We start from the raw sequence: 19,232 nt of genomic DNA, 5'->3' as shown, positions 1-19,232 counted from the left end.
CGGATCGGCGAATCGCGGGCGAAGCCGGCGTTCGGTTCGGCGAGGGCGCCGTGCCGGTGGGCGTAGGCGCCGATGGCGTCAGCCTGCCGGCAGCAGACGGTGGATCGGCTACCGGGCCTACCGTTCAGAGAGGTCCGGTGCCGGGGTGCCTCACAGGTCGGTGGCCCGCTCATGCCGGGGCTCGTACAGGCCCACCTCGCCGCCACCCGGCAGGCGGAACCTGGTCAGCCGTCCCCAGCGCGCGTCAGTGACCGGCTGCGTGAACTCGACGCCCCTCGCAGCCAGGTCCGTCACGGTCGCGTCGACGTCGTCGCACATCAGATAGAGCTCCTGCGTCTCCGGGCCCTCCGTGGGATGCACGGCGACCTCGGCCGGCGGAAGCCTGAAGATCAGCCAGCCGCCTCCCACGTCGACATGCGGATACTCCAGGACATCCCTGAAGAAGGCCCGGTCCGCTTCCGCATCACGGCTGTAGATGATGACGTGCCCACCATTGATCACGCGGCCAGGGTAAGTCCGCCCAGGGGCGACGCGGCGATGTCACGTCATGCAGAGTGTTGCGGACCGGTTGCCGGTCAAACCATCCGGCTGGGCCACCAGGTCGGCATCCGGCGGCCATCGAAGCCGTCACTGATGGCCATCAGACGGCGCACTATCCGGCACGGTAGCCGCAAGAGGTCAGGGAGGTGCCTCTGCCTTCACTACGTGGCCCGCTCACCGTCGCGGCCTTCGGCCCCACCGCCGCCGAACGGCCGGCATCGCCCACGAAACGAGAAAGAACACCGGCAAGGTGATCGCCACCAGCGCCGCAGCACCCTCGAAGGCACTTACGGTGAACTCGACGCCCTCGCCTGCCACGCCGTCGTAATAGCCGATCATCACGACCATGAGAAGCACGTACCCGCCGACCGCGGTACCCGCCACCTGACGAATCAGGCCGAGCCACCCTCGCCTCATGGAGGCGGGCGTGAGCCTCTTGGACGGATGCCAGGACCGGGACCGATGCCTGCGCAGGATGCACAGGCCAAGGGCTAGATAACCCATCGTCAGCAGGTATCCGGCCAGCATGATCGCAATGTTCAGCGATGCCGGCAGCACCGAAGAATCACCCCATCCCCGCTGCGGACCACCGCAAGGGTCACCTGAGCATGAACTGCCAGCCGCGCACGAAGGTGTGCCAGCCGAACCACAGCCACAACGCGAAGAGAGTCCACCGCCCCGCTGAATAGCGCATAACGCCGTCCAAGGCCTCGCTCAGGGTGGGGAAGCTATCACCGATGCGTACCAGGCTGATGCCTTCCCACGCGAAGATGCCGCCGAATAGGACTGCCCAGACGGCATATCCGATCACCGGATGCTCTGTCACCACGACCTCCCGCGTTCACATGTGCGCGCTGCCCGGCACTTCGTCGGCGAGCAGATACGCCGATCATCCGCCACTCCCTCCAGCGGAGCGGGAAGCGACGCAGCTTGGCGTGCTGTCACGGACTTCTCTGCTTCGAGATCAGCTCGGCCTGCCGGTAGCGAGGCCGGTCCGCGTCACCGGCTCCCGCTGGGCACTCCAACTCGCTACGCTCAGCAACAGGCTCCTGACCAGCAGGAATAGCGAACTGCAACTGGAGCACCAGTCCGGCATGACATGGCAGGCGGTACGAACGGCTCCGGCCGCCCACCCCGGTGAAGGAGCGGGCGGCCGTGCTGGCCCGTGGACCGATGAGCGCCGCCTGACCAGGTCCCACCCGTGGTCAGGCGGGCCCGTGGCCCGGTGTGCCGTCGGGCGTGGTCAGCGGTACACGCCGAACTCGTAGAGGGAGTAGCCGTAGCCGGTGCCGCGCTGGGTGCCCGTGAGGCGCACGTACCGGCCCGTGCCCGAGACGTCGAAGTCGTCGATGCTGCCGTCGCCGTTGTCGACGGACTTCACCGTGGTCCAGTTCTGCCCGTCCCCCGAGGTCTCGATCCGGTACGCCCTCGCGTACGCGGCCTCCCAGGACAGCTGGACGTGCTTGAACGTCGTCGAGGCGCCGAGGTCCACCTGAACCCACTGCGGGTCGCTCCAGTCGCTGGCCCAGCGGGTGCCGGAGTTGCCGTCCACGGCGTTCCCGGCGGGGCAGGGGCAGCCGCCGGTGGGGTCGGTCTGGGCCGACGACGCGGTGGCCGGCCTGCCCTGCGCCACGTTGGTGCCGTTCACGGGCGGCGGCACCACGCGCAGCGACCTGGCCTCGATCCCCGCGTTCCCGTGGCCGTCCGTGGCCTGGACGTACACCTTGTAGACGCCGACCTTGCCGGGCACCCTCGCGGTGAGCGACCCGTCGCCGTTCACGGTGGTGTCCGCGGCCACCAGCGCCTTGTTCTGGTCGATGTAGTTGCTGCTGAACAGCACCTGGTAGGTGATCGGGTCGCCGTTCGGGTCGGTGGTCCTGGTGGCGATGTGCACCTGCCCGCCGGCGGGCACCCCGTCGGTGGCGTGGTCGACCGTCATCGACGAGATCACCGGCGGCGTGTTGTCCCGGGACGTGTCGCCGCCGTACGCCTTCTTGACCGAGTAGTACGACAGCCGCTTCAGGCCGCCCGGCAGCAGGTTGAACCAGATGCCGCCGAAGTCGTTCTCGACGCCGTAGTGGAACATCGTGGCGCCCAGCGCCACGCCCTGGTGCCCGGTGATGCAGCCCCACGCCTTGGTGTAGCCGTCCGCCTTCTGCACGTCGGTGGGCTCGTCCGGCACGCCGTTGGCGTCGTCCGGAACCTCCCACTCGCCCGCGGGCCCGGTCTCGGTGACGATGTACGGCTTGGTGTAGCCGCCCTGCTCCCAGTCGGACCTGATGGTGCAGACGGCGTTGTAGGCGTTGACCGCGTAGAGGTCGAGGTCGGGCGCGTTCCTCTTGTAGTACGGCCAGGCCCCGGTCCAGGCGTCGGTGGAGGTCACCGGGTGGTTGGGGTCGATCTGGTGGATCTTCTTGGCGACGTCGTTGACGAAGGTGGTGTAGGCGTTGCGCTGGGCCTCCAGCTCGCTGCCGCTGAAGCAGTTCTGGAGGCCGAGGGTGGACTCGTTGCCGACGTTCCACATCAGCACGCCGGGGTTGTCCTTGTAGGTGTCGACCCACTTCGGGAACTCCGCCAGCATCTGGTTCTTGTAGGCGGTGTCCGTCACGTAGTTGACGCAGCCTCCGGAGCCCGGCCCGCCGCCCGGTTGCAGCCAGAAGCCGGCGATCACCTTGACGCCGTTGGCCGCCGCCGCGTCGAAGAGCGGCTTGCTGGTGGCGTCGGTGCCCCAGGTGCGGACGGTGTTGACGCCCATCGACGCCAGGTCGGGCATGTACCTCGTCGCGTCCCCGACCGCGGGCCCCCAGGTCAGGCCCTTGATCTGGTACGGCGCGCCGTTCACGGTGAGCTGCCAGGAGCCCTGCGCTCCGGTGACCTTGACGACGCTTCCCGCGGCCTCGGCGGCCGGCGTCTGAAGGCCGATCAGGGTTCCGGTGAGCAGCGCCGCCGCGCCGAGCGGCGCCAGGGCGCGTTTCAGCGCCCGGCTGGGGGGATGGGGCATGGGTGCGCTCCTTCTGGGTGCGGGGGTGCGGGTGTGTGGGTGTGTGGGTGTGTGGGTGTGCGGGTGGCTGTGAGGGGCGGCCGCGGACGGAAGGAGCGCGGGGAGGTCAGGCAGGGAGAGCGCTCTCCGTCCGCGGCCGAAGAAACCCGGGTCCGCGGCGGACCCGGCAGGGCGGGTGTACGGCGGTCCCGACGGACCTACGACGGTCCCGGACGGTCTACGGCAGTTCGTAGTCGTCGTTGAGGACCGGCCCGTCCTGCGGGTTGTTCTGGTCGTAACCGCGGTCGTCGCACTGGAGGCCGTGGTTGATGCAGTGGGTGACCATGGCCTGGAGCGTGGCCGCGTCCCAGCCGTTCATGAAGTCGTAGTGGAAGGAGAACCCGGCACCGCTGGCCAGCCTCACCTTCGACATGTCGCCGTTGACCGGCCAGGCCATCTTGAACTCGATCATCGGCAGGGCGACCGGGTGGTCGGCCGGGCAGGCGTTCAGGTTCGCGCCCGAGGCGACCGGGTAGGCCATGTGGCTCTGGTGGTCGGGGGTGTCGAGGTGGATGCCGTCCCAGCAACTCGGAGCCTGCAACCGGAGGTTGAGCTGGGTGGACTGGGTCGTCGGGCAGGTCGCCGGGAAGTCCCAGTTGTGGTAGCTCTCCCCGCACTCGTAGCCCTCGACGGTCCCCTTGAGATGCTGGAACTCGTCCTTGCTCTGCATGGGGTTGCCCACCACGAACCTGAGCCCCTTGGGGAAGGGCCGCACGCTCGTGTAGTCGGTCACGCCCGTCTTGTAGTAGATCGTCTGCGGCCCGATCGGCATGATCTTCTGGTCGCCGTTGTACAGGCTGGGCATCCAGTAGGCGGACTTGTCGCCGACGGCGTTGCAGGAGGTCCCGCCCTGGTCGAGCGAGCCCATCGTGGTGTTGGCGTTGGTGAGGGTGTTGCCCATGAACGTGTGGTCGTGGGACTTGCCGGGCTGCGCGGGGAAGACGATCGGGTCGTCAGGCGCCGAGTGGTTCGGCGCGCACTTGGCCTGGAACTCGTGGAAGTACCGGTGCGGCGGGTCCTGGGTGGACGGCACCACGCCGGTGACCGGCGGGTCGGCCATGATGTAGCCGTCGCCGTCCGGGTCGTCGCCGTATCCCTTGACGGACGGGGACGACGACATGGAGTGCGACATGGCCGCGGCGTGCGCGTCCGGAGCGCCGTGTCCGGCGCCCGCCGCGGCACTCACGACCGCCGGACGCTCCGTGGTGCCGCCCGCCGCGGCCACTTGGCCGATGCCGACCGTGGTCAGGGCCAGCGCGGTGGACAGGAGCAGTCCGGAGAGGGCTTTGGACCTCCAGGGCATGGAGAGCCTCCTGCTGCTGTAGGGGGTGTGAGCGGGGGAACGTGTCCGGCGGAATGGCCGGGAGAGCGCTCTCCCATCTAGCTCTGGAGTGTTCCGCTCTGGGCAAGAGCATGTCAATACACGGGGTGAGGAATCCGTGCCGGATCGTGGGGTGGGGGCGGGCGGCGGGAGCGGCCTGGGACTGACGGCCGGGGCAGGGGCCCGCTGCCGGAACGGGGCGGCGGGCATTGCGGAGAGTGAGTGTCCACTCCGCCTGTCTCACGTACCGTGGCTTCGCATGACCGACCCCGAGATCGAGATCACCGCAGAGCTGGTGCACGCTCTTCTCAAGGACCAGCATCCGGACCTTGCGGGGCTGCCCATCCGCGAGGTACCCGGCGGCTGGGGCAACCAGATGTGGCGCCTTGGGGACGAGTTGGCCGTGCGCATGCCGCGCACGGAAGGTGCCCCGGATGGCCTGCGCAAGGAGTGCCGGTGGCTGCCCGTCCTGGCCCCGCGTCTTCCGCTCCCGATTCCGACGCCCGTGCGGATCGGCGAACCGTCAGCGCGCTTTCCGGGGCCATGGAGCGTTATGACCTGGGTTCACGGCGAGCCGCTGGACTACACCTCGATCAGCCGGGGCGACCACGCGGCCGACACTCTGGCGGGCTTCCTCAGGGCGCTCCACGTGGAGGCGCCCGCTGAGGCGCCGGCCAGTTCGGACCGCGGCGGTCACCCCAAGAAGTGCACGGGCGGCTTCGAGAAGTCCTTGCAAGCCATCGCCCCGGGCGGTCTTGCCGCCGACGTCCGGGCCGTCTGGAACGTCTGGGACGATGCTGTCGCGGCCCCCGACTGGGAGGGCCCGCCGGTATGGCTGCACGGTGACCTCCACCCCGCGAATGTCGTCGTCTCGGACGGGACGCTCTCGGGCGTGGTTGATTTCGATGCCATGTTCGCCGGCGATCCGGCATGGGACCTCGCGGCCGCGTGGGTGCTGCTTCCCGCGGGCGCGGACTCACGGTTCTTCGAGGCCTACGCGCGTGCGGACGAGGCGACGGTCCGGCGCGCCCGAGGGTTGGCAGCTCTGAAGAGCCTCTTCCTCATCCTCATGGGCCAGAGCGGGGACCGGGGCCTGCCTGGCGGCAAGCCGACGTGGGGACCCGCGGGCCGGGCGGCGCTCGACCGTGTTCTGACATCCCTCGTGCACTGGCCCTCTCCTGCATAGGTCCCGCTCCCGTCTCGGGTCGAGACAGACCATTTTTCAGGACGCGAGTGTGCTGTTGCGCTTGCCGGGCCAGTGCGGGAAGGCGGTCGCCTGGGCGGCACGCGGCCTCAGTGCCTGCGGTCCGCCGAAGCCGTCGGCCGATGGAGCGGACCGTCCCGCGGGTGCTCCGGGGCGGCCGGAGGCGTGGTGCGCGCTGATCGGGTCTGGGCGATGCAGGCGAGCGCGCCGCAGGCGAGGGCGAGGGCGGTGGTGATGTCGATGGGCGTGCCCTGCAGGCACCAGGCCGCGACCACGGCGACCGCGGGGATCAGGGCGAACAGGATCGACGCTCCTCTGGCTCCCATGCGCCGGACGCAGGCGGCGTAGCACACCAGGGCAAGCGCGCTGGTGAACACCAGTACGATGAGCATCCCGGCGGCGGGCGCCGGATCGGAGACGTGCCGCGGGGTGGTGAGGGCGAGGGCGGCGGCCGGCGGGATCGAACCGGTGACGCCGATGGCGGTGAACGCGAAGGGGTCCACTCCGCGCAGTTTCCGTCCTTGCAGGAGGGAGCCGGCGGACAGACCCCCGAGGGCGATGAGGACCGTGATCAGCCCCGGGCCCACCGCAGGGTCGGACAGCAGCCGCGGCAGGCAGGCCGCGACCACGCCCACCGCGCCGCAGGCGAGCGCGAGCAGCCCCCATCGGTTCTCCCGCTGGTGCAGCAGGAGCCGGGCGAGGACAGCGGTGGCGATCGGGTTCATCGCGATCACCAGGGACGCGACGCCGGCACCGACGCCGTGGGCCATGCCCCAGTACAGACCCAGGAACTGCACCCCCTGCACCAGCACCCCGCCGGCAGCGGTCCAGGCGAGCACACGCCCGCGCGGCAGCGGGACGCGCCGGACGGCCACGATGGCCCACATCAGCACGGCGCTGAGCACGAAGCGCAGCAGGATCAGCAGGAACGGCGTGATGAAGCCGAGGGTGAGCGCACCGAGCGGATAACTCACGGCGTAGAGCAGGACGGTCACGGCCGGCAGAAGACGCTGGTTCATGACATCGACTCCAGCATCACCGGCCGGGCACGGGCATGACCGATCACGAATCGCGATCGATACTCCGCCGGCAGCCGGTCACCGGCCACAATGCGAACGTGGCAACCCTCGACATCACCTGCCTGCGCAGCCTGGTCACCGTGGCCTCCTTCGGCGGAGTGCGCAGGGCCGCCGACTCCCTGCACCTCTCGCAGGCGGCCGTCAGCGGGCACCTGCGCCGCCTGGAGTCAGAGCTGGGGTTCCCCATCGTGGCGCGCCAGGGCCGCAGCATCGCCTTCACCTCCCGCGGCGAGGACGTGCTGCGCGAGGCATACCGGCTGCTCGGCGAGCACGACATCGCCCTGAGCCGCCTGCTGGGACCCGAGACCGGGGATCTCGTCGTCGTCTCCACGGAGCACACCACCGAGCCAGAGCTCCGCGCCGTCGCCCGGGTGCTTTCCCGCGACTACCCGGACCGGTCGATCCGGTTCCGGTTCCACCGCAGTGCGCGCGTGCGCGAGTCCGTTCACGACCGCTCAGCGGACGTCGCGCTCGGGTTCGGCGACCTCGGCCATGGCACCACCCACATCGCCGACCTCCCCCTGACGTGGATCGGCCCCGCCGACCGGGCGCCGGAGACGGGCAAGCTCATCACCTTCACCGCCCCCTGCGCCATCCGGGAACGCATCCTCACCTCCGCGGCGGCATCAGGCCGGCACCTGGCCCGCGAATGCATCGACCTCATCAGCCTTCTCACCGCCGTCAGGACCACCGGCGGTATCACCGCCCTCCCTCAGGTCCCGGACCGGGAACCGGGCCTGCGGCGGCTCGACACCCTCCCGCCCCTTCCGACGATCCCCCTGAGCCTGGCCACCAGTCGCCGGCTCGCCGCCGGAACCCGGGATGCCATCGCGTCCGCGCTTCAGGAGACATGGTGCGCCCACCTGTGAGCCGCTGAACGCTCCGCTGCCCCGGAAGCCCGGGGCGACGCCTCCCTGGCCAAGTCCTGGGGGTGGCGCGGGCGGACGAGCAGGGCGAGCCGGTCTCCGGCCTCCGCGCGGAGGGAGGCGAAGGGTTTCGTTCCGGTTGACGGGGCCTCGGTCCGCTGCCCCGTCACCGAGCGGCTCGCCGCCGCTCGCCCCCCTCACGCCGTGTGCTGGTAGGACGCGTACGTCAGGTATCCCGCGTCGCCGCCCTGGTAGTACGTGGCGTGGTCGGCGGGGGCGATCGGGAGCCCGGTGCGCAGCCGCTCGACCAGGTCGGGGTTGGCGATGAAGCCGCGGCCGAAGCTGATCAGGTCGGCCCCGAGCCCGAGCCAGCGGTCGGCGCCGGTGCGGTCGGCCTGCTTCGGGGCGCCCGGGAACGCCGGGTTCACGATGAGGGTGCCCGGCCACGCCCGGCGCAGGCCGACGAGCACGTCCTCGTCGGCGGTGGCCTCAAGGTGGACGTAGGCGGGTTCGAGGCGGGCCAGTTCGGCCAGCAGGGCCGAGTAGAGCGCGGCGACGTCGGCCTCCGCGACACCCCACAGCGTCGTGCCCGGCGAGAGGCGGATGCCGGTCCTCGCCGCTCCCACCGCCTCGACGGCGGCGGACACCGCCTCCACGGCGAACCGGATCCGGCCCGGCACCGAGCCTCCGTACCGGTCCGTGCGCAGGTTGGCGTTGGAGGACAGGAACTGCGAGATCAGGTAACCGTTGGCGCCGTGCAGTTCGACGCCGTCGAAGCCCGCGTCCACGGCGCGGCGGGCGGCCAGGGCGTACGACCGGGCGTGCTCGGGCACCTCGGCGGTGTCCAGTGGGCGCGGCACCGGTGCCGGCTGCGGCCCGCCGGGGGTGAACACGTAGCCCGTGGCGGGGACGGCCGAGGGGCCGACGGGCCACGCCCCGCTGGTGTCCGGGTGAGAGACGCGTCCGGCGTGCATGAGCTGGGCGAAGATCCGGCCGCCGTTGGCGTGCACGGCCCCGGTGACCTGGCGCCACGAGGTGGCCTGCGCGTCGTCGTGCAGCCCCGGCGTGCCCGGGTTGGACTGCCCGATCAGGCTGGGCTGGACGCCCTCGGTGACGATCAGTCCGGCGGTCGCGCGCTGCGCGTAGTACGTGGCCATCGACGGCGTCGCCAGCCCGCCGGCGGCGGCACGGGCCCGGGTCATGGGGGCCATCACCACCCGGTTGGGCAGTGCCAGGCCGGCCAGGGAGTAGCTGTCGAAGAGGGTCGTCACGTCGGGACTCCATCGTGATCCGCGGCGCCCGGACCTCGGGCACGGCGGCTACGCTAAAAGCTCACATTGATGTCAGAGGCAAGTACTGTGTCGCAGGTCACAGCCGGGGGGACGTCATGCGTATCGGGGAGTTGGCGGCGCGGGCCGGGGTCAGCGTCCGCTCGCTGCGCTACTACGAGGAGCAGGGGCTGCTCACCAGCAACCGCAGCGCCAGCGGGCAGCGCCACTACACGGAGGACGAGGTCGAGCGGGTCAGGTTCATCCAACGGCTGTACGCCGCGGGGCTGTCCAGCCGCGCCATCGCCGAAATGCTGCCGTGCGTCGACACCCCGAGCGAGCAGACCACGGACACCGCGCTGGAGCGGATGGAGCAGGAGCGCGAACGGCTCTCCACGCACATCGCCGAACTCGAACGCACCCGTGACGCGCTGGACATGCTGATGGCCATGGCGCGTACGTACCGGGAGCGGATGGGGCTGACCGCGGCCGAGTGACGGCGATGGCGGTGGCACCGGCCCGGCTGAGCCCGCCACTCGGGGTGGGAACGGCGCACCGCGTACCGGCGGGCACGGTTCAAGGTGACGCGTCGTCCTCCAACCGGGGACGAGCCGCGTCGTTCCCGCCGGAAGGCGGCACGGGCACCCGGCGCTACCGCTCCAGCCGCGCCACCGCACCGCTCTCCAGAGCCGCGTACACGGCTCCGTCCGGGCCGACGGTCAGCCCGTGGGGCTCCGCGGCCGGGTCCGGAAGGGGGTGTTCGGCGATGTGTCCTTCGGGGGTGATGGACCCCAGGCAGCCGGTGCCCCACTCCGTGAACCAGCAGACGCCGGCCGCCGGGTCGGCCGTGATCGCGTGCGGGCGGCAGCCGCGGTCCGGGAGGGGGAACTCCCGGATGGCGCCGTCCGTGCCGATCCTGCCGATCTGGCCGGCGCCGATCTCCACGAACCACAGCGCGCCGTCCACACCCTCCGTGATGCCGACGGGCGCGGCCTGGTCGGTGGGCAGTTCGTGCAGGGTGACGGTTCCGTCGAGGGTGATGCGGCCGATCGCGTCGGCCTGGTTCAGGGTGAACCACAGCGCGCCGTCCGGGCCCGCCGTGATGGCCGACGGGAAGCCGCCGGTGACGGGCAGCGGGAACTCGCTCACCCGGCCGTCCGGGGTGATGCGGCCGATCCGGTCGCCGCTCGTCTGGGTGAACCAGAGCGCCCCGTCGGGGCCGGCGGCGAGCCCGAACGGCCCGCTGTCCGGGCTCGGAAGGGGATACGAGGACGCCTGCCCGGTCACGGTGATCCGGCCGATGCGGTGGTCCCGGTACCGGGTGAACCACAGCGCGCCGTCCGGACCCGGGGCGACGATCGACGGCCCGCAGTCCGCGGAGTCAAGGCGGTACAGGGCCACATGGCCACCGGGCGTGAGGCGCGCGATCCCGCCCGCGTGCACCAGCGTGATCCACAGCGCGCCGTCGGGGCCGGCCGCGACGGCGTAGGGCCCTGACGCGGCGTCACCGACCGGGAACTGCCGGACCGTGCCGGTGCGATGGGACATCGGGACCGCTCCTCCACGCCTGCGACATCTGTGGCCCCAGACGCTCGCACGCCGGCTTCCCGCGGAGCAACCGGATTCCCCCGGCCGGCGTAGCTGTCACCTGCCCAGCAGCACCTTTGCCAACGGGTCGTTCAAGCGGACACTTTCCGACCGAGAAGGGCAGCGAGGCGGTCGATGGCCGGTGCATCAGGGGCGACGGGCTGCGGGTCGTCGAAGCGGCGCAGGGCCGGGGGCACCTTCGGGCTCATTTGCTGGGCGAAGTCGATGGTCCGTTTCACCACCTCCTCGTCGAACGCCGGAGGGCGGGCCAGCGCTTGCCCCAGATCCCAACCGTGCGCCAGATGCTCCATCATGAGGATCCTCAGAAGCGTGAGACCGGTGATCTCGCCCAAGCGGTCCGGAACAAGTCGTTCTAGGGCGCCCTCTTCCGAGAACGCGCTCACCAACAGCTGAGTGTTCTCTCCGAAGCCGGGCTGCGTTCGGACAGGTTGCGCGGTCAGGTTGGCGAGGAACCGCTGCTGCACGTCGAGGAGGTGCTCGACGACGCCCCGCACATCCCACTCCTCGCACGGCGACGGCGCCGACCATTCCTGCTCGTCGACAGAGTCGACCAGCGCTACGACCTGATCGAGGACTGCGGCCAGCTCCGACACTGCGTTCATGTACTGCTCCTTTGCGGTGGGGGGGGCGAGCCAGCGGGTGAAGTTCACGACAGCCCCTTTGGCCCCGTTGTAGGCGGTGAGTGGACCGAGCCGGACCGTGAGCGGGCTAACTCCCGGCGAGGAGGGCACCTCCGTCGACGGTGAGCACGGTTCCGGTGACGAAGCGGTTCTCCATCAGGTACAGGTGCGCCGCGGCGATCTGGTCCGCCTCCCCCATCAACTTGGTGAGCGTCCTGTCAGCGAGGGCGGCGAACAGCGCCGCACGCTGCGGCTCCGGAACCGGGGCCCACAGCGGCGTGCGAATCGCTCCCGGCCGGACCGCGTTGACGCGGATCGGGGCGAACTCGGCAGCCAGCCCTCGCGTCAGGCCCTCTACGGCAGCGGCGCTGCCTGCCGCGAGCGCGGTACCAGGCGTAGGGCGGACAGCGACCGTTCCTGACGTCAGCACGATCGAGCCTCCCGGCCGCACGCGCCGTGCGCCGTGCTTGACCGCGGCGACTGCTCCCCAGAAGCGGACCTCGAACAGCTCACGGGCGGCGTCGAGCGGCAGGTCCGCCAGCGGCCGCGGGCGCACCGCGTCCCCCGCTGTGTAAAGCAGGTGGTCGAGCTCACCCACGCGGTCGAACAGGGCAGCCACGTCACCCTCGTCGCGGGTGTTGACGACGGCCCCGTCACACGTGTCCGGCAACTGAGCGAGCGCGGCCTTCAGCCGCCTCTGGCTGCTCGACGCGATGGTGACTGCCGCCCCTGCCGCCGAGGCGGCGCGGGCCGCGGCCAGCCCCATCCCCGAAGTGCCGCCGATGACGACGATGCGCTGGCCTGAAAGAGCCATGATGCCCACCCCTATGCCTCTATGCCTCGAACAGTGATGACTCACTGAGCCGTCAGCTTAGCACCAGTGACGACGCGTTGAGTCATCACTGCTAGGGTGTGGCCATGCCGCGATGGGACCCGAATGCCGAAGACCGGCTCCGAGAGGCAGCGGTGGAGCTGTTCCTCGAGCGTGGGTACGAGAACGTCACGGTCGCGGAGATCACCGAGCGGGCCGGCCTGACCCGGCGTTCGTTCTCCCGCTACTTCGGGGACAAGCGGGACGTGTTGTTTGCCGGATCGGAGCAACTTCCGGTCGCCCTCGCCCGCTCCGTCCGTCAGGCTGAGGACACCCTCTCGCCCTACGCGGCCCTCCTGACCGCTCTCATGGACGTCGCCGGCGGGCTGGCCGACCAAGCCGCGCTCGCCGCACAACGGCGCGCGGTCGTGCGGACCAGCCCGGAGCTGCAGGAACGAGGGCGGACCAAGCTTGCCGCCGCGACCGACGCGGTTGCGGACGCGTTGCGGGAACGAGGTACCGCCGAATCGCAGGCGGCGCTGCTCGCGGAGGTCGGTGTCGCAATCTTCCGCACCGCGTTCGAGCGCTGGACCGACCAGCCAGACCACGTGGGCCTGCCGGACCGCATCCGGGAGGCGGCCGCCGACCTCGCCGCCAGCCTGGGCGCGGTGGACTACACCGCACTGTCCCGTCAGTGAGCCTTCACCAACCTGGGGATGAGGCCTGGCAGTTGGGGTGACAAGGTGGTGAAGCCCTGATAGATGGGTTTTCGACCAGGAGAACCGTCTCCACCAGAGGCTTCAGGTGGTTGTTCACCCGTCGGGCGTCGACCTGTCCAACTCTGCCCTGCGCTCCCTCACCCAGCAGTTGCGGCGGCACCGTCGCGACATCGGCTCACGTTGGCGGCGTCTGGGCACCGGCCGCCGAACGTTGCTCACGCTCGCCCACCTGCGGGTGGGCCACACGTGTGCCCATCTCGCCGCAGGATTCGGCATCGGAACCACGACGGCCTACCGCTACGTCACCGAAGCTGTCGAGCCCCTGGCCACCCTCGCCCGCAGCCTGGCCGACGCGGTGCAAACCGCATCGATGACGGACCGCCCGTTCTACTCCGGCAAGCAGAAGAAGCAAAGGATGAACGTACAGGTCATCGCAGTTCCCTTCGACCGGCAGCTATGGGCTTCACCGGCGCTGCCCGGCGATGCTCGACTTGGGCTGGGGGAGCTCAACCGGCGAAGGTGACGCGGACGTCTCCGTCTTGTTGCTGGACGCGAATGGCAAGGTTCGCAGCGACACCGACTTCTACAACTACCCGGTCGCCGCTGACGGAAGCGTGCAGCTTCCAGGTAAGACGCCAACGGCGGAGGACAACGAGGACCGGATCGGTGGTCCATCTGTATCAGGTGGCACCCCGCCGAGCGGCGTCGAAGTAGCGACGGTTGAGACCACGCAGAACAGGGTCTCGGCCTGGTCCGCCTTACACGGCGCAGAAGGATGCCCTGATCGCTCACGTGCCAACCCACGTGTGTGACTCGTGGATCGGGAACACGTAGGAGCGGGGCCCGGTGAGGCTGGGAACCGCTCTCCCGTACCGGCAGCCGCCCCAGTCAGCGCTTGAATCCTGCTGATCCTCGGCGAGCGCACCCGGAGAGCCCCGGGAACCACGCCACGCGCCCGCCCCTACAACAGCCTGTCCAGCGTGATCGGCAGCGACCTGATGCGCCGCCCCGTCGCGTGGTACACGGCGTTGGCGATGGCCGCGGGGGCACCCGCGATGCCCACCTCTCCGATGCCCTTGACGCCGACGGCGTTGAAGCGGTCGGGGCCGCCGACGAAGGTGACGTCGAGGTCGGGCACGTCGGCGTGGACGGGGATGAGGTAGTCGCCGAGCGTGGCGTTGGTGATGCGGCCGCTGACCGAGTCGAACGCCGTCTCCTCCAGCAGGGCCATCCCGATGCCCATCACCATGGCGCCGGCGACCTGGCTGCGCGCCGTCTTCTCGTTGAGCACCCGGCCCGCGTCGACCGCCGCGGACATCCTGCTGACGCGTACGGTGCCCAGTTCCTCGTGGACCCGGACCTCCGCGAACTGAGCGGCGAACGCGCCCGCCGGCGCCATGTCCAGGCCCTCAGGGGGGCTCGGGTCCCTCTCGCCGTCGGCGACCAGCTCGTCCAGGCCGTGCCGGGCGAGGATCGCGGTGTACGTCTCGCCGGCGGAGGGGTCGCTCGCCAGGTGGATCCGGCCGCCGGCCACGGCGATCTCGTCGAGGGACCTGCCGGCGAGCGGCGAGTCGGTGTCGTCGCGCACGGTCGTGAGGAAGGTGCGCAGGAGGTTGCGGGCGGCGTCCTCCACGGCGCCGCTGAGCGCCAGGGCGAGGCCGGAGCCGCCGGACTGCGGGGCGAGCGGCAGGTCGCTGTCGCCCAGTTCGACCCGCACCTGCTCCACGTCGAGGCCGAGGAGGTCGGCGACGAGCTGGGCGGTGATCGTGTAGGTGCCCGTGCCGATGTCGGTGGAGGCGCTGCGCACCAGCGCGGTGCCGTCCCGGTCGACGGACATCCTGGCCCGGCAGAGGGTGGCCCACCGGGTGAAGGTGACGCCGGCCATGCCCTGGCCGACGAGCCAGGCGCCGTCCCGCTGGGAGCGCGGCTCGGGCGGCCTGGCGCTCCAGCCGAACCGTTCGGCCCCCACCCGGTAGCAGTCGCGCAGGGCGTTGCTCGACCAGGGCAGGCCGGTGGGAGGGTGTACCGCCGCGTAGTTGCGCAGGCGCAGTTCCACCGGGTCGACGCCGACCCGGTAGGAGAGTTCGTCGAGCGCCGATTCGAGCGCGAAGCCGCCCTCCGCGTGCCCGGGGGCGCGCATGGCTCCGGGGCTCGGGATGTTGAGCGCCACCAGCCGGTCGTGGGTGGAGACGTTGGGGCAGGCGTAGGCGTCCGGGGTGGCCAGGGTGATGGGTTCGGGGCTCATCTCCTCGACGCCGCGGGTGGCGGTGCCCTCGTGGTCGACGGCGACCAGCCTGCCGTCGGCGGTGGCGCCGATCCGCAGCCGCTGCACGGACTCGGGGCGGTGGCCCACGGAGGTGAACATCTGGGGCCGGGTCAGGACCAGCTTCACCGGGCGCCGGAGCATCCGGGCGGCGAGCGCCGCCAGGATCGTGTGGCCCCAGGTCCGCAGGCCGGCGCCGAATCCGCCGCCGAGGTAGGGCACGAGGACGCGCACGCTCTCCTCGGGCACCTCGAAGACGGCGGCCAGGTTCTGCCGGGCGTTGACGGGCCACTGGGAGCAGTCGTGGACGGTCAGCCTGCCGTCCTCCCAGCGGGCGACGGTGCCGAAGAGGCCCAGCGGGTTGTTGGTCTCGGGCGCCATGATGAACGTCTCGTCGTACTGGACCTCGGCCGCGGCCAGCGCCGCCTCCACGTCACCGCGGCCGGACTCCATCCCGTACGGGTCGGTGAGCACCGGGGCGTCGAGGTTGCGCACCCCCAGCACGGGCGCGGCCTCGTCGTACTCGACCCGGACCAGCCGGGTGGCGTCCCGGGCCTGCTCGGGGGTCTCGGCGACCACGACGGCCACGTGCTGGCCGTGGTGCAGGACGCGGTCGTCCTTGAGCGGGAAGCGCGGGGCGGGCCCGAGGAGCGACATCGGGGCCTCGGCGAGTCGCGGGGCGTTCTCGTGGGTGATCACGGTCAGCACGCCCGGCGCCACCAGGGCCTCGCCGGTGTCGATGGAGGCGATGGTGCCCGCGGCGACGGTGGACTGCACCAGCGCGGCGTGTGCCATGTCGGGGTAGGAGAAGTCCGAGGGGTAGGGGGCGGCGCCGGTCACCTTGAGCAGGCCGTCGACGCGGTCGACGGGCTCGCCGAGCAGCTTCCCGCCGGAGACGGCGGTCATGACGCGGCCGCCGTGACGCCGGCGAGGCCCGCCAGGTCTTCGAGGACGCTGACCAGGGTGCGCTGGGCCAGCTCCACCTTGAACGCGGTGCCGGGCACCGTGTACGGATCGCGCAGGGCGGCGCGGGCCGCGGCCTGGAACATCTCCGTGGTCGCCGGCACGTCGCGCAGCATGTCCTCCGCGTCGTGCGCCCGCCACGGCACCGTCGCCACACCGCCGAGGGCGAGCCGGGCACGGGTGACCGTGCCGTCCTCGATCACCAGGGCCGCCGCGGCGGAGGCGAGGGCGAACTCGTAGGACGCCCGGTCGCGCACCTTGAGATAACGGGAGCGGGTGCCCCGCGGCGGCAGCGGCACGTCCACGTGCGTGATCATCTCGCCGTGCCCGAGGACGTTCTCGATGTCGGGGCGCTCGCCCGGCAGCACGTAGAACTCGGTGAGGGGCACGGTGCGCCGGCCGTCGGGACCCTGGATCCTGACCACCGCGTCCAGGGCCACCAGGGGCACGCAGAGGTCGGAGGCGTGCAGGGCGATGCAGTGCTGGCCGGCGCCGAGGACGGCGTGCATCCGCGCCGGTCCGGTGATCGCCGCGCAGCCGGTGCCGGGGCTGCGCTTGTTGCAGGAGGGGACGGTGCGGTCGCGGAAGTAGCGGCAGCGGGTGCGCTGGAGGAGGTTCCCGCCGATGGTCGCCATGTTCCGCAGCTGGATGGAGGCGCCCGCGAGCAGCGCTTCCCGCACGAAGGGCAGCCGCTCGGTCACTACCGCGTCCTCGGCGAGGTCGGCCATGGTGGTCAGGGCGCCGACGCGCAGGATGTCGCCGTCGAGCACGGTGGTGCCGGTGAGCGGGAGGCGGCCGATGTCCACCAGCGTGGTGGTGTCGATGACCTGGTCCTTGAGGAGCAGGTCGAGCTGGGTGGTGCCGCCGGCGAGGAACGCGGCGCCCGGGTCGCCGCTGACCAGCGCGACGGCCTCGTCGACGCCCTCGGGGCGCACGTAGGCGAGGGCGCTCACCGCGCGTTCCCGTTCCGCTCGGCGACGTCGCGGATCGCGGCGACGATGCCGGGGTAGGCGCCGCAGCGGCAGAGGTTGCCGCTCATCGCCTCGCGGATCTCGTCGGCGGAGGGCGCCGGCCGCTCCTCCAGCAGCGCGGTCGCCGACATCAGCTGGCCGGGCGTGCAGAAGCCGCACTGGAAGCCGTCGTGCCGCACGAACGCGTCCTGGAGCGGGTGGAGCCGTCCGCCGGACGCCAGGCCCTCCACGGTGCTCACCTCCCGGCCGTCGCACTGCGCGGCGAGGACCAGGCAGGACACCACGGGCCTGCCGTCGAGGCGGACCGTGCAGGCACCGCACGCCCCCTGGTCGCAGCCCTTCTTGGTGCCGGTCAGGCCGAGGTGGTCGCGGAGCATGTCGAGGAGCGTGACGCGGCTGTCCAGGTCCAGGTGCCGCACCTGCCCGTTGACCCGCACCTCCCCGGTGGTCCTGTCAGTGGTACTGCTGGTCGCCATCGCCCCGATCCCTCTGTCCTACGGCCTGCGGCCTGCGGCTCGCACCGAAGGCCACGGTATGTCCGCCGGGGGGGTCGCGCACGGTGTCCGGAGAGGGACGCGCCGTGCGGGGTGGGGCGGGTTGGGCCGGGTGGGTCAGGCCGCCTTGTACAGGCGAGCCGGCGGACGCGTCGGGCCCCCCTTGTCCGGAAGGGCCCGGCGGGTGTGCCGGCGGCGGCGGCACGGGGATCCGCGGGAGCGGTCCCGCGCCCCGGTGCCCGGCTGCATAGCCCGCTCCGGCCGGGCTACTCGCGCCGCAGGCGACGGGACGTAAGCAAGGAGGCGATGAGGGTGCAGTCCGAAGCGGTGTCGGTGACCGACGAGGGTTCCCAGATCGCCGGTGACCTGGTGATTCCCCCGGGAGCCGGAGAGATCGTGCTGTTCGCGCACGGCAGCGGCAGCTCGCGGCACAGCCCGCGCAACAGGTCGGTGGCCTCGGCCCTCCAGGACGCCGGCCTGGGCACGCTCCTGATGGACCTGCTCACCGAGCACGAGGACGCGATGGACGCGATGACCGGCGAGCACCGGTTCGACATCGGGCTGCTCAGCGGGCGGGTGACAGCAGCGATCGACTGGCTCGGCGCGCACCCGGCGACGGCGGACCTCCCGGTGGGCCTCTTCGGCGCGAGCACGGGCGCCGCCGCCGCGCTGTCCGCCGCGGCGGAGCGGCCCGAGCGGGTGGTGACCGTGGTCTCCCGGGGCGGTCGTCCCGACCTGGCGGGCGACGCGCTGCGGCTGGTGCGGTCCCCCGTGCTGCTGATCGTGGGCGGCGACGACCCGGAGGTGCTGCAACTCAACCGGGAGGCCGCCGACCTCCTGGCGGTCCCCCACCGCATCCACATCGTGCCCGGCGCGACCCACCTCTTCGAGGAGCCCGGCGCCCTGGACGAGGTGGCCGAGGAGGCACGCGACTGGTTCGTCAGCGCGGTGGAGGGGCCCGGAACGCCTTCGTAGCGGCACCCACCAGAGGCAGAACGGAACCCACCGGACGCAGAGCGGAACCCGCCGGGGGCAGAGGCGGAGGAGAACCGGAGCGAGATGTGGCCGACCCGGCCCGCCGGCCGGGGCTCGAACCTCCGGCCGTCACCGCACCTGCGCCGCGCCTACGGCAACTTCCAGCGCAGGCTGCGGACCTGGGCCCACCAGCCTGGTCTGTTCGAGTCCACCGACCGCAGGCGGACCCGCTCGGCCCGCAGCGTGGACTCGGTGCACACCTCGCGGTCCGCGCTCTGCAGGAACTGGACGACACCGGTGCGGCCGGTGTCGATGTCCAGCGCACGCGCGCCGACGGACAGCCACGCGGGACATTCGAACCCGGATGCTGCCGCGGACCCGGACACACGGTCGTCCGCGAACCCGGCGACACCGGGCTCCCGTATCGGACCTATGAGGCCCTCGGCGTTCATGGAACTGCTCACCCCCACACTATGATCACCGTCACCGC

At 71.4% G+C, this 19,232-nt stretch carries 19 protein-coding genes and 2 pseudogenes; 7 read left to right on the top strand and 14 right to left on the bottom strand.

The genetic code is table 11. From position 1 onward, the window contains the following. Window positions 1-150: 150 nt before the first annotated feature. From Sm713_RS17485 to Sm713_RS17465, 5 genes are all read right to left on the bottom strand, one after another. A complete protein-coding gene (locus Sm713_RS17485; RefSeq protein WP_212910529.1) occupies window positions 151-501 on the bottom strand; it encodes a VOC family protein in 351 nt (116 codons plus the stop codon). Window positions 502-714: 213 nt separating this feature from the next. Next, window positions 715-1,098: a DUF6256 family protein gene (locus tag Sm713_RS17480; RefSeq protein WP_212910528.1), complete on the bottom strand. Its 384-nt coding sequence runs from the start codon at window positions 1,096-1,098 to the stop codon at window positions 715-717. A gap of 40 nt (window positions 1,099-1,138) precedes the next feature. Further along, entirely contained in the window at window positions 1,139-1,366 is a 228-nt protein-coding gene (locus tag Sm713_RS17475; protein ID WP_212910527.1) for a DUF6186 family protein, read from the bottom strand. A 417-nt stretch (window positions 1,367-1,783) separates the two neighbouring features. Next, window positions 1,784-3,541: a discoidin domain-containing protein gene (locus Sm713_RS17470; protein ID WP_212910526.1), complete on the bottom strand. Its 1,758-nt coding sequence runs from the start codon at window positions 3,539-3,541 to the stop codon at window positions 1,784-1,786. Window positions 3,542-3,758: 217 nt separating this feature from the next. Next, entirely contained in the window at window positions 3,759-4,883 is a 1,125-nt protein-coding gene (locus Sm713_RS17465; RefSeq protein WP_212910525.1) for a DUF1996 domain-containing protein, read from the bottom strand. A gap of 277 nt (window positions 4,884-5,160) precedes the next feature. Between Sm713_RS17465 and Sm713_RS17460 the strand changes: the two genes are divergently transcribed. Next, window positions 5,161-6,087: an aminoglycoside phosphotransferase family protein gene (locus Sm713_RS17460; RefSeq protein WP_212910524.1), complete on the top strand. Its 927-nt coding sequence runs from the start codon at window positions 5,161-5,163 to the stop codon at window positions 6,085-6,087. 107 nt (window positions 6,088-6,194) lie between these two features. On the opposite strand, the gene Sm713_RS17455 is transcribed toward Sm713_RS17460, so the two are convergent. Further along, window positions 6,195-7,124 carry a DMT family transporter gene (locus Sm713_RS17455; RefSeq protein WP_212910523.1) on the bottom strand — a complete coding sequence of 310 codons (930 nt, stop codon included), beginning with the start codon at window positions 7,122-7,124 and terminating at the stop codon, window positions 6,195-6,197. 98 nt (window positions 7,125-7,222) lie between these two features. On the opposite strand from Sm713_RS17455, the gene Sm713_RS17450 reads away from it, so the two are divergent. Then, window positions 7,223-8,053, top strand: a complete 831-nt coding sequence (locus Sm713_RS17450) for a LysR family transcriptional regulator (RefSeq protein ID WP_212910522.1) — start codon at window positions 7,223-7,225, stop codon at window positions 8,051-8,053. 194 nt (window positions 8,054-8,247) lie between these two features. Here the strand turns inward: Sm713_RS17450 and Sm713_RS17445 are convergent, their stop codons facing one another. Next, window positions 8,248-9,321: an alkene reductase gene (locus Sm713_RS17445; protein WP_212910521.1), complete on the bottom strand. Its 1,074-nt coding sequence runs from the start codon at window positions 9,319-9,321 to the stop codon at window positions 8,248-8,250. 116 nt (window positions 9,322-9,437) lie between these two features. On the opposite strand from Sm713_RS17445, the gene Sm713_RS17440 reads away from it, so the two are divergent. Beyond that, window positions 9,438-9,815: a MerR family transcriptional regulator gene (locus Sm713_RS17440; protein ID WP_212910520.1), complete on the top strand. Its 378-nt coding sequence runs from the start codon at window positions 9,438-9,440 to the stop codon at window positions 9,813-9,815. A 154-nt stretch (window positions 9,816-9,969) separates the two neighbouring features. On the opposite strand, the gene Sm713_RS17435 is transcribed toward Sm713_RS17440, so the two are convergent. From Sm713_RS17435 to Sm713_RS17425, 3 genes are all read right to left on the bottom strand, one after another. Next, on the bottom strand, window positions 9,970-10,866 hold the full coding sequence (locus tag Sm713_RS17435; protein ID WP_212910519.1) for a virginiamycin B lyase: 897 nt from the start codon (window positions 10,864-10,866) through the stop codon (window positions 9,970-9,972). A gap of 131 nt (window positions 10,867-10,997) precedes the next feature. After that, on the bottom strand, window positions 10,998-11,576 hold the full coding sequence (locus Sm713_RS17430; RefSeq protein WP_212910518.1) for a TIGR03086 family metal-binding protein: 579 nt from the start codon (window positions 11,574-11,576) through the stop codon (window positions 10,998-11,000). Between the two features lie 58 nt (window positions 11,577-11,634). Further along, window positions 11,635-12,360: an SDR family oxidoreductase gene (locus Sm713_RS17425; RefSeq protein WP_212910517.1), complete on the bottom strand. Its 726-nt coding sequence runs from the start codon at window positions 12,358-12,360 to the stop codon at window positions 11,635-11,637. Between the two features lie 104 nt (window positions 12,361-12,464). On the opposite strand from Sm713_RS17425, the gene Sm713_RS17420 reads away from it, so the two are divergent. The 3 genes and pseudogenes from Sm713_RS17420 to Sm713_RS17410 form a co-directional block, all read left to right on the top strand. After that, the gene (locus Sm713_RS17420) at window positions 12,465-13,055 is read left to right on the top strand and encodes a TetR/AcrR family transcriptional regulator (RefSeq protein ID WP_212910516.1); all 591 of its coding nucleotides are present in this window, start codon (window positions 12,465-12,467) and stop codon (window positions 13,053-13,055) included. Between the two features lie 106 nt (window positions 13,056-13,161). Further along, window positions 13,162-13,557, top strand: a pseudogene (locus Sm713_RS17415) (transposase family protein); the annotation flags it as partial. A gap of 1 nt (window position 13,558) precedes the next feature. Then, a pseudogene (locus Sm713_RS17410) lies at window positions 13,559-13,741 on the top strand (TerD family protein); the annotation flags it as partial. A 296-nt stretch (window positions 13,742-14,037) separates the two neighbouring features. Here Sm713_RS17410 and Sm713_RS17405 read toward each other — a convergent pair. Genes Sm713_RS17405 through Sm713_RS17395 form a run of 3 tightly spaced genes read right to left on the bottom strand, consistent with a single transcriptional unit; the run spans window position 14,038 to window position 17,749 of the window. Continuing rightward, window positions 14,038-16,245: a xanthine dehydrogenase family protein molybdopterin-binding subunit gene (locus Sm713_RS17405; protein ID WP_212910515.1), complete on the bottom strand. Its 2,208-nt coding sequence runs from the start codon at window positions 16,243-16,245 to the stop codon at window positions 14,038-14,040. Continuing rightward, on the bottom strand, window positions 16,242-17,255 hold the full coding sequence (locus tag Sm713_RS17400; protein WP_212910514.1) for a xanthine dehydrogenase family protein subunit M: 1,014 nt from the start codon (window positions 17,253-17,255) through the stop codon (window positions 16,242-16,244). The genes Sm713_RS17405 and Sm713_RS17400 overlap by 4 nt, the downstream gene beginning before the upstream one ends. After that, window positions 17,252-17,749: a (2Fe-2S)-binding protein gene (locus Sm713_RS17395; protein WP_212910513.1), complete on the bottom strand. Its 498-nt coding sequence runs from the start codon at window positions 17,747-17,749 to the stop codon at window positions 17,252-17,254. Before Sm713_RS17395 ends, Sm713_RS17400 begins: the two co-directional genes overlap by 4 nt. Window positions 17,750-18,073: 324 nt before the next feature. Here Sm713_RS17395 and Sm713_RS17390 point away from each other — a divergent pair, with 324 nt between their 5' ends. Beyond that, entirely contained in the window at window positions 18,074-18,742 is a 669-nt protein-coding gene (locus tag Sm713_RS17390) for a dienelactone hydrolase family protein (RefSeq protein ID WP_212910512.1), read from the top strand. A gap of 149 nt (window positions 18,743-18,891) precedes the next feature. Here Sm713_RS17390 and Sm713_RS17385 read toward each other — a convergent pair whose 3' ends face one another. Next, window positions 18,892-19,206, bottom strand: coding sequence for a hypothetical protein (locus Sm713_RS17385; protein WP_212910511.1), 315 nt, complete (start codon window positions 19,204-19,206; stop codon window positions 18,892-18,894). Between the last annotated feature and the right edge of the window lie 26 nt (window positions 19,207-19,232).

It is taken from the genome of Streptomyces sp. TS71-3 (assembly GCF_018327685.1).
Taxonomy (GTDB): domain Bacteria; phylum Actinomycetota; class Actinomycetes; order Streptomycetales; family Streptomycetaceae; genus Streptomyces.
Note: the sequence above shows the minus strand (reverse complement) of the source record. Positions and strands in the feature narration are given on the sequence as shown.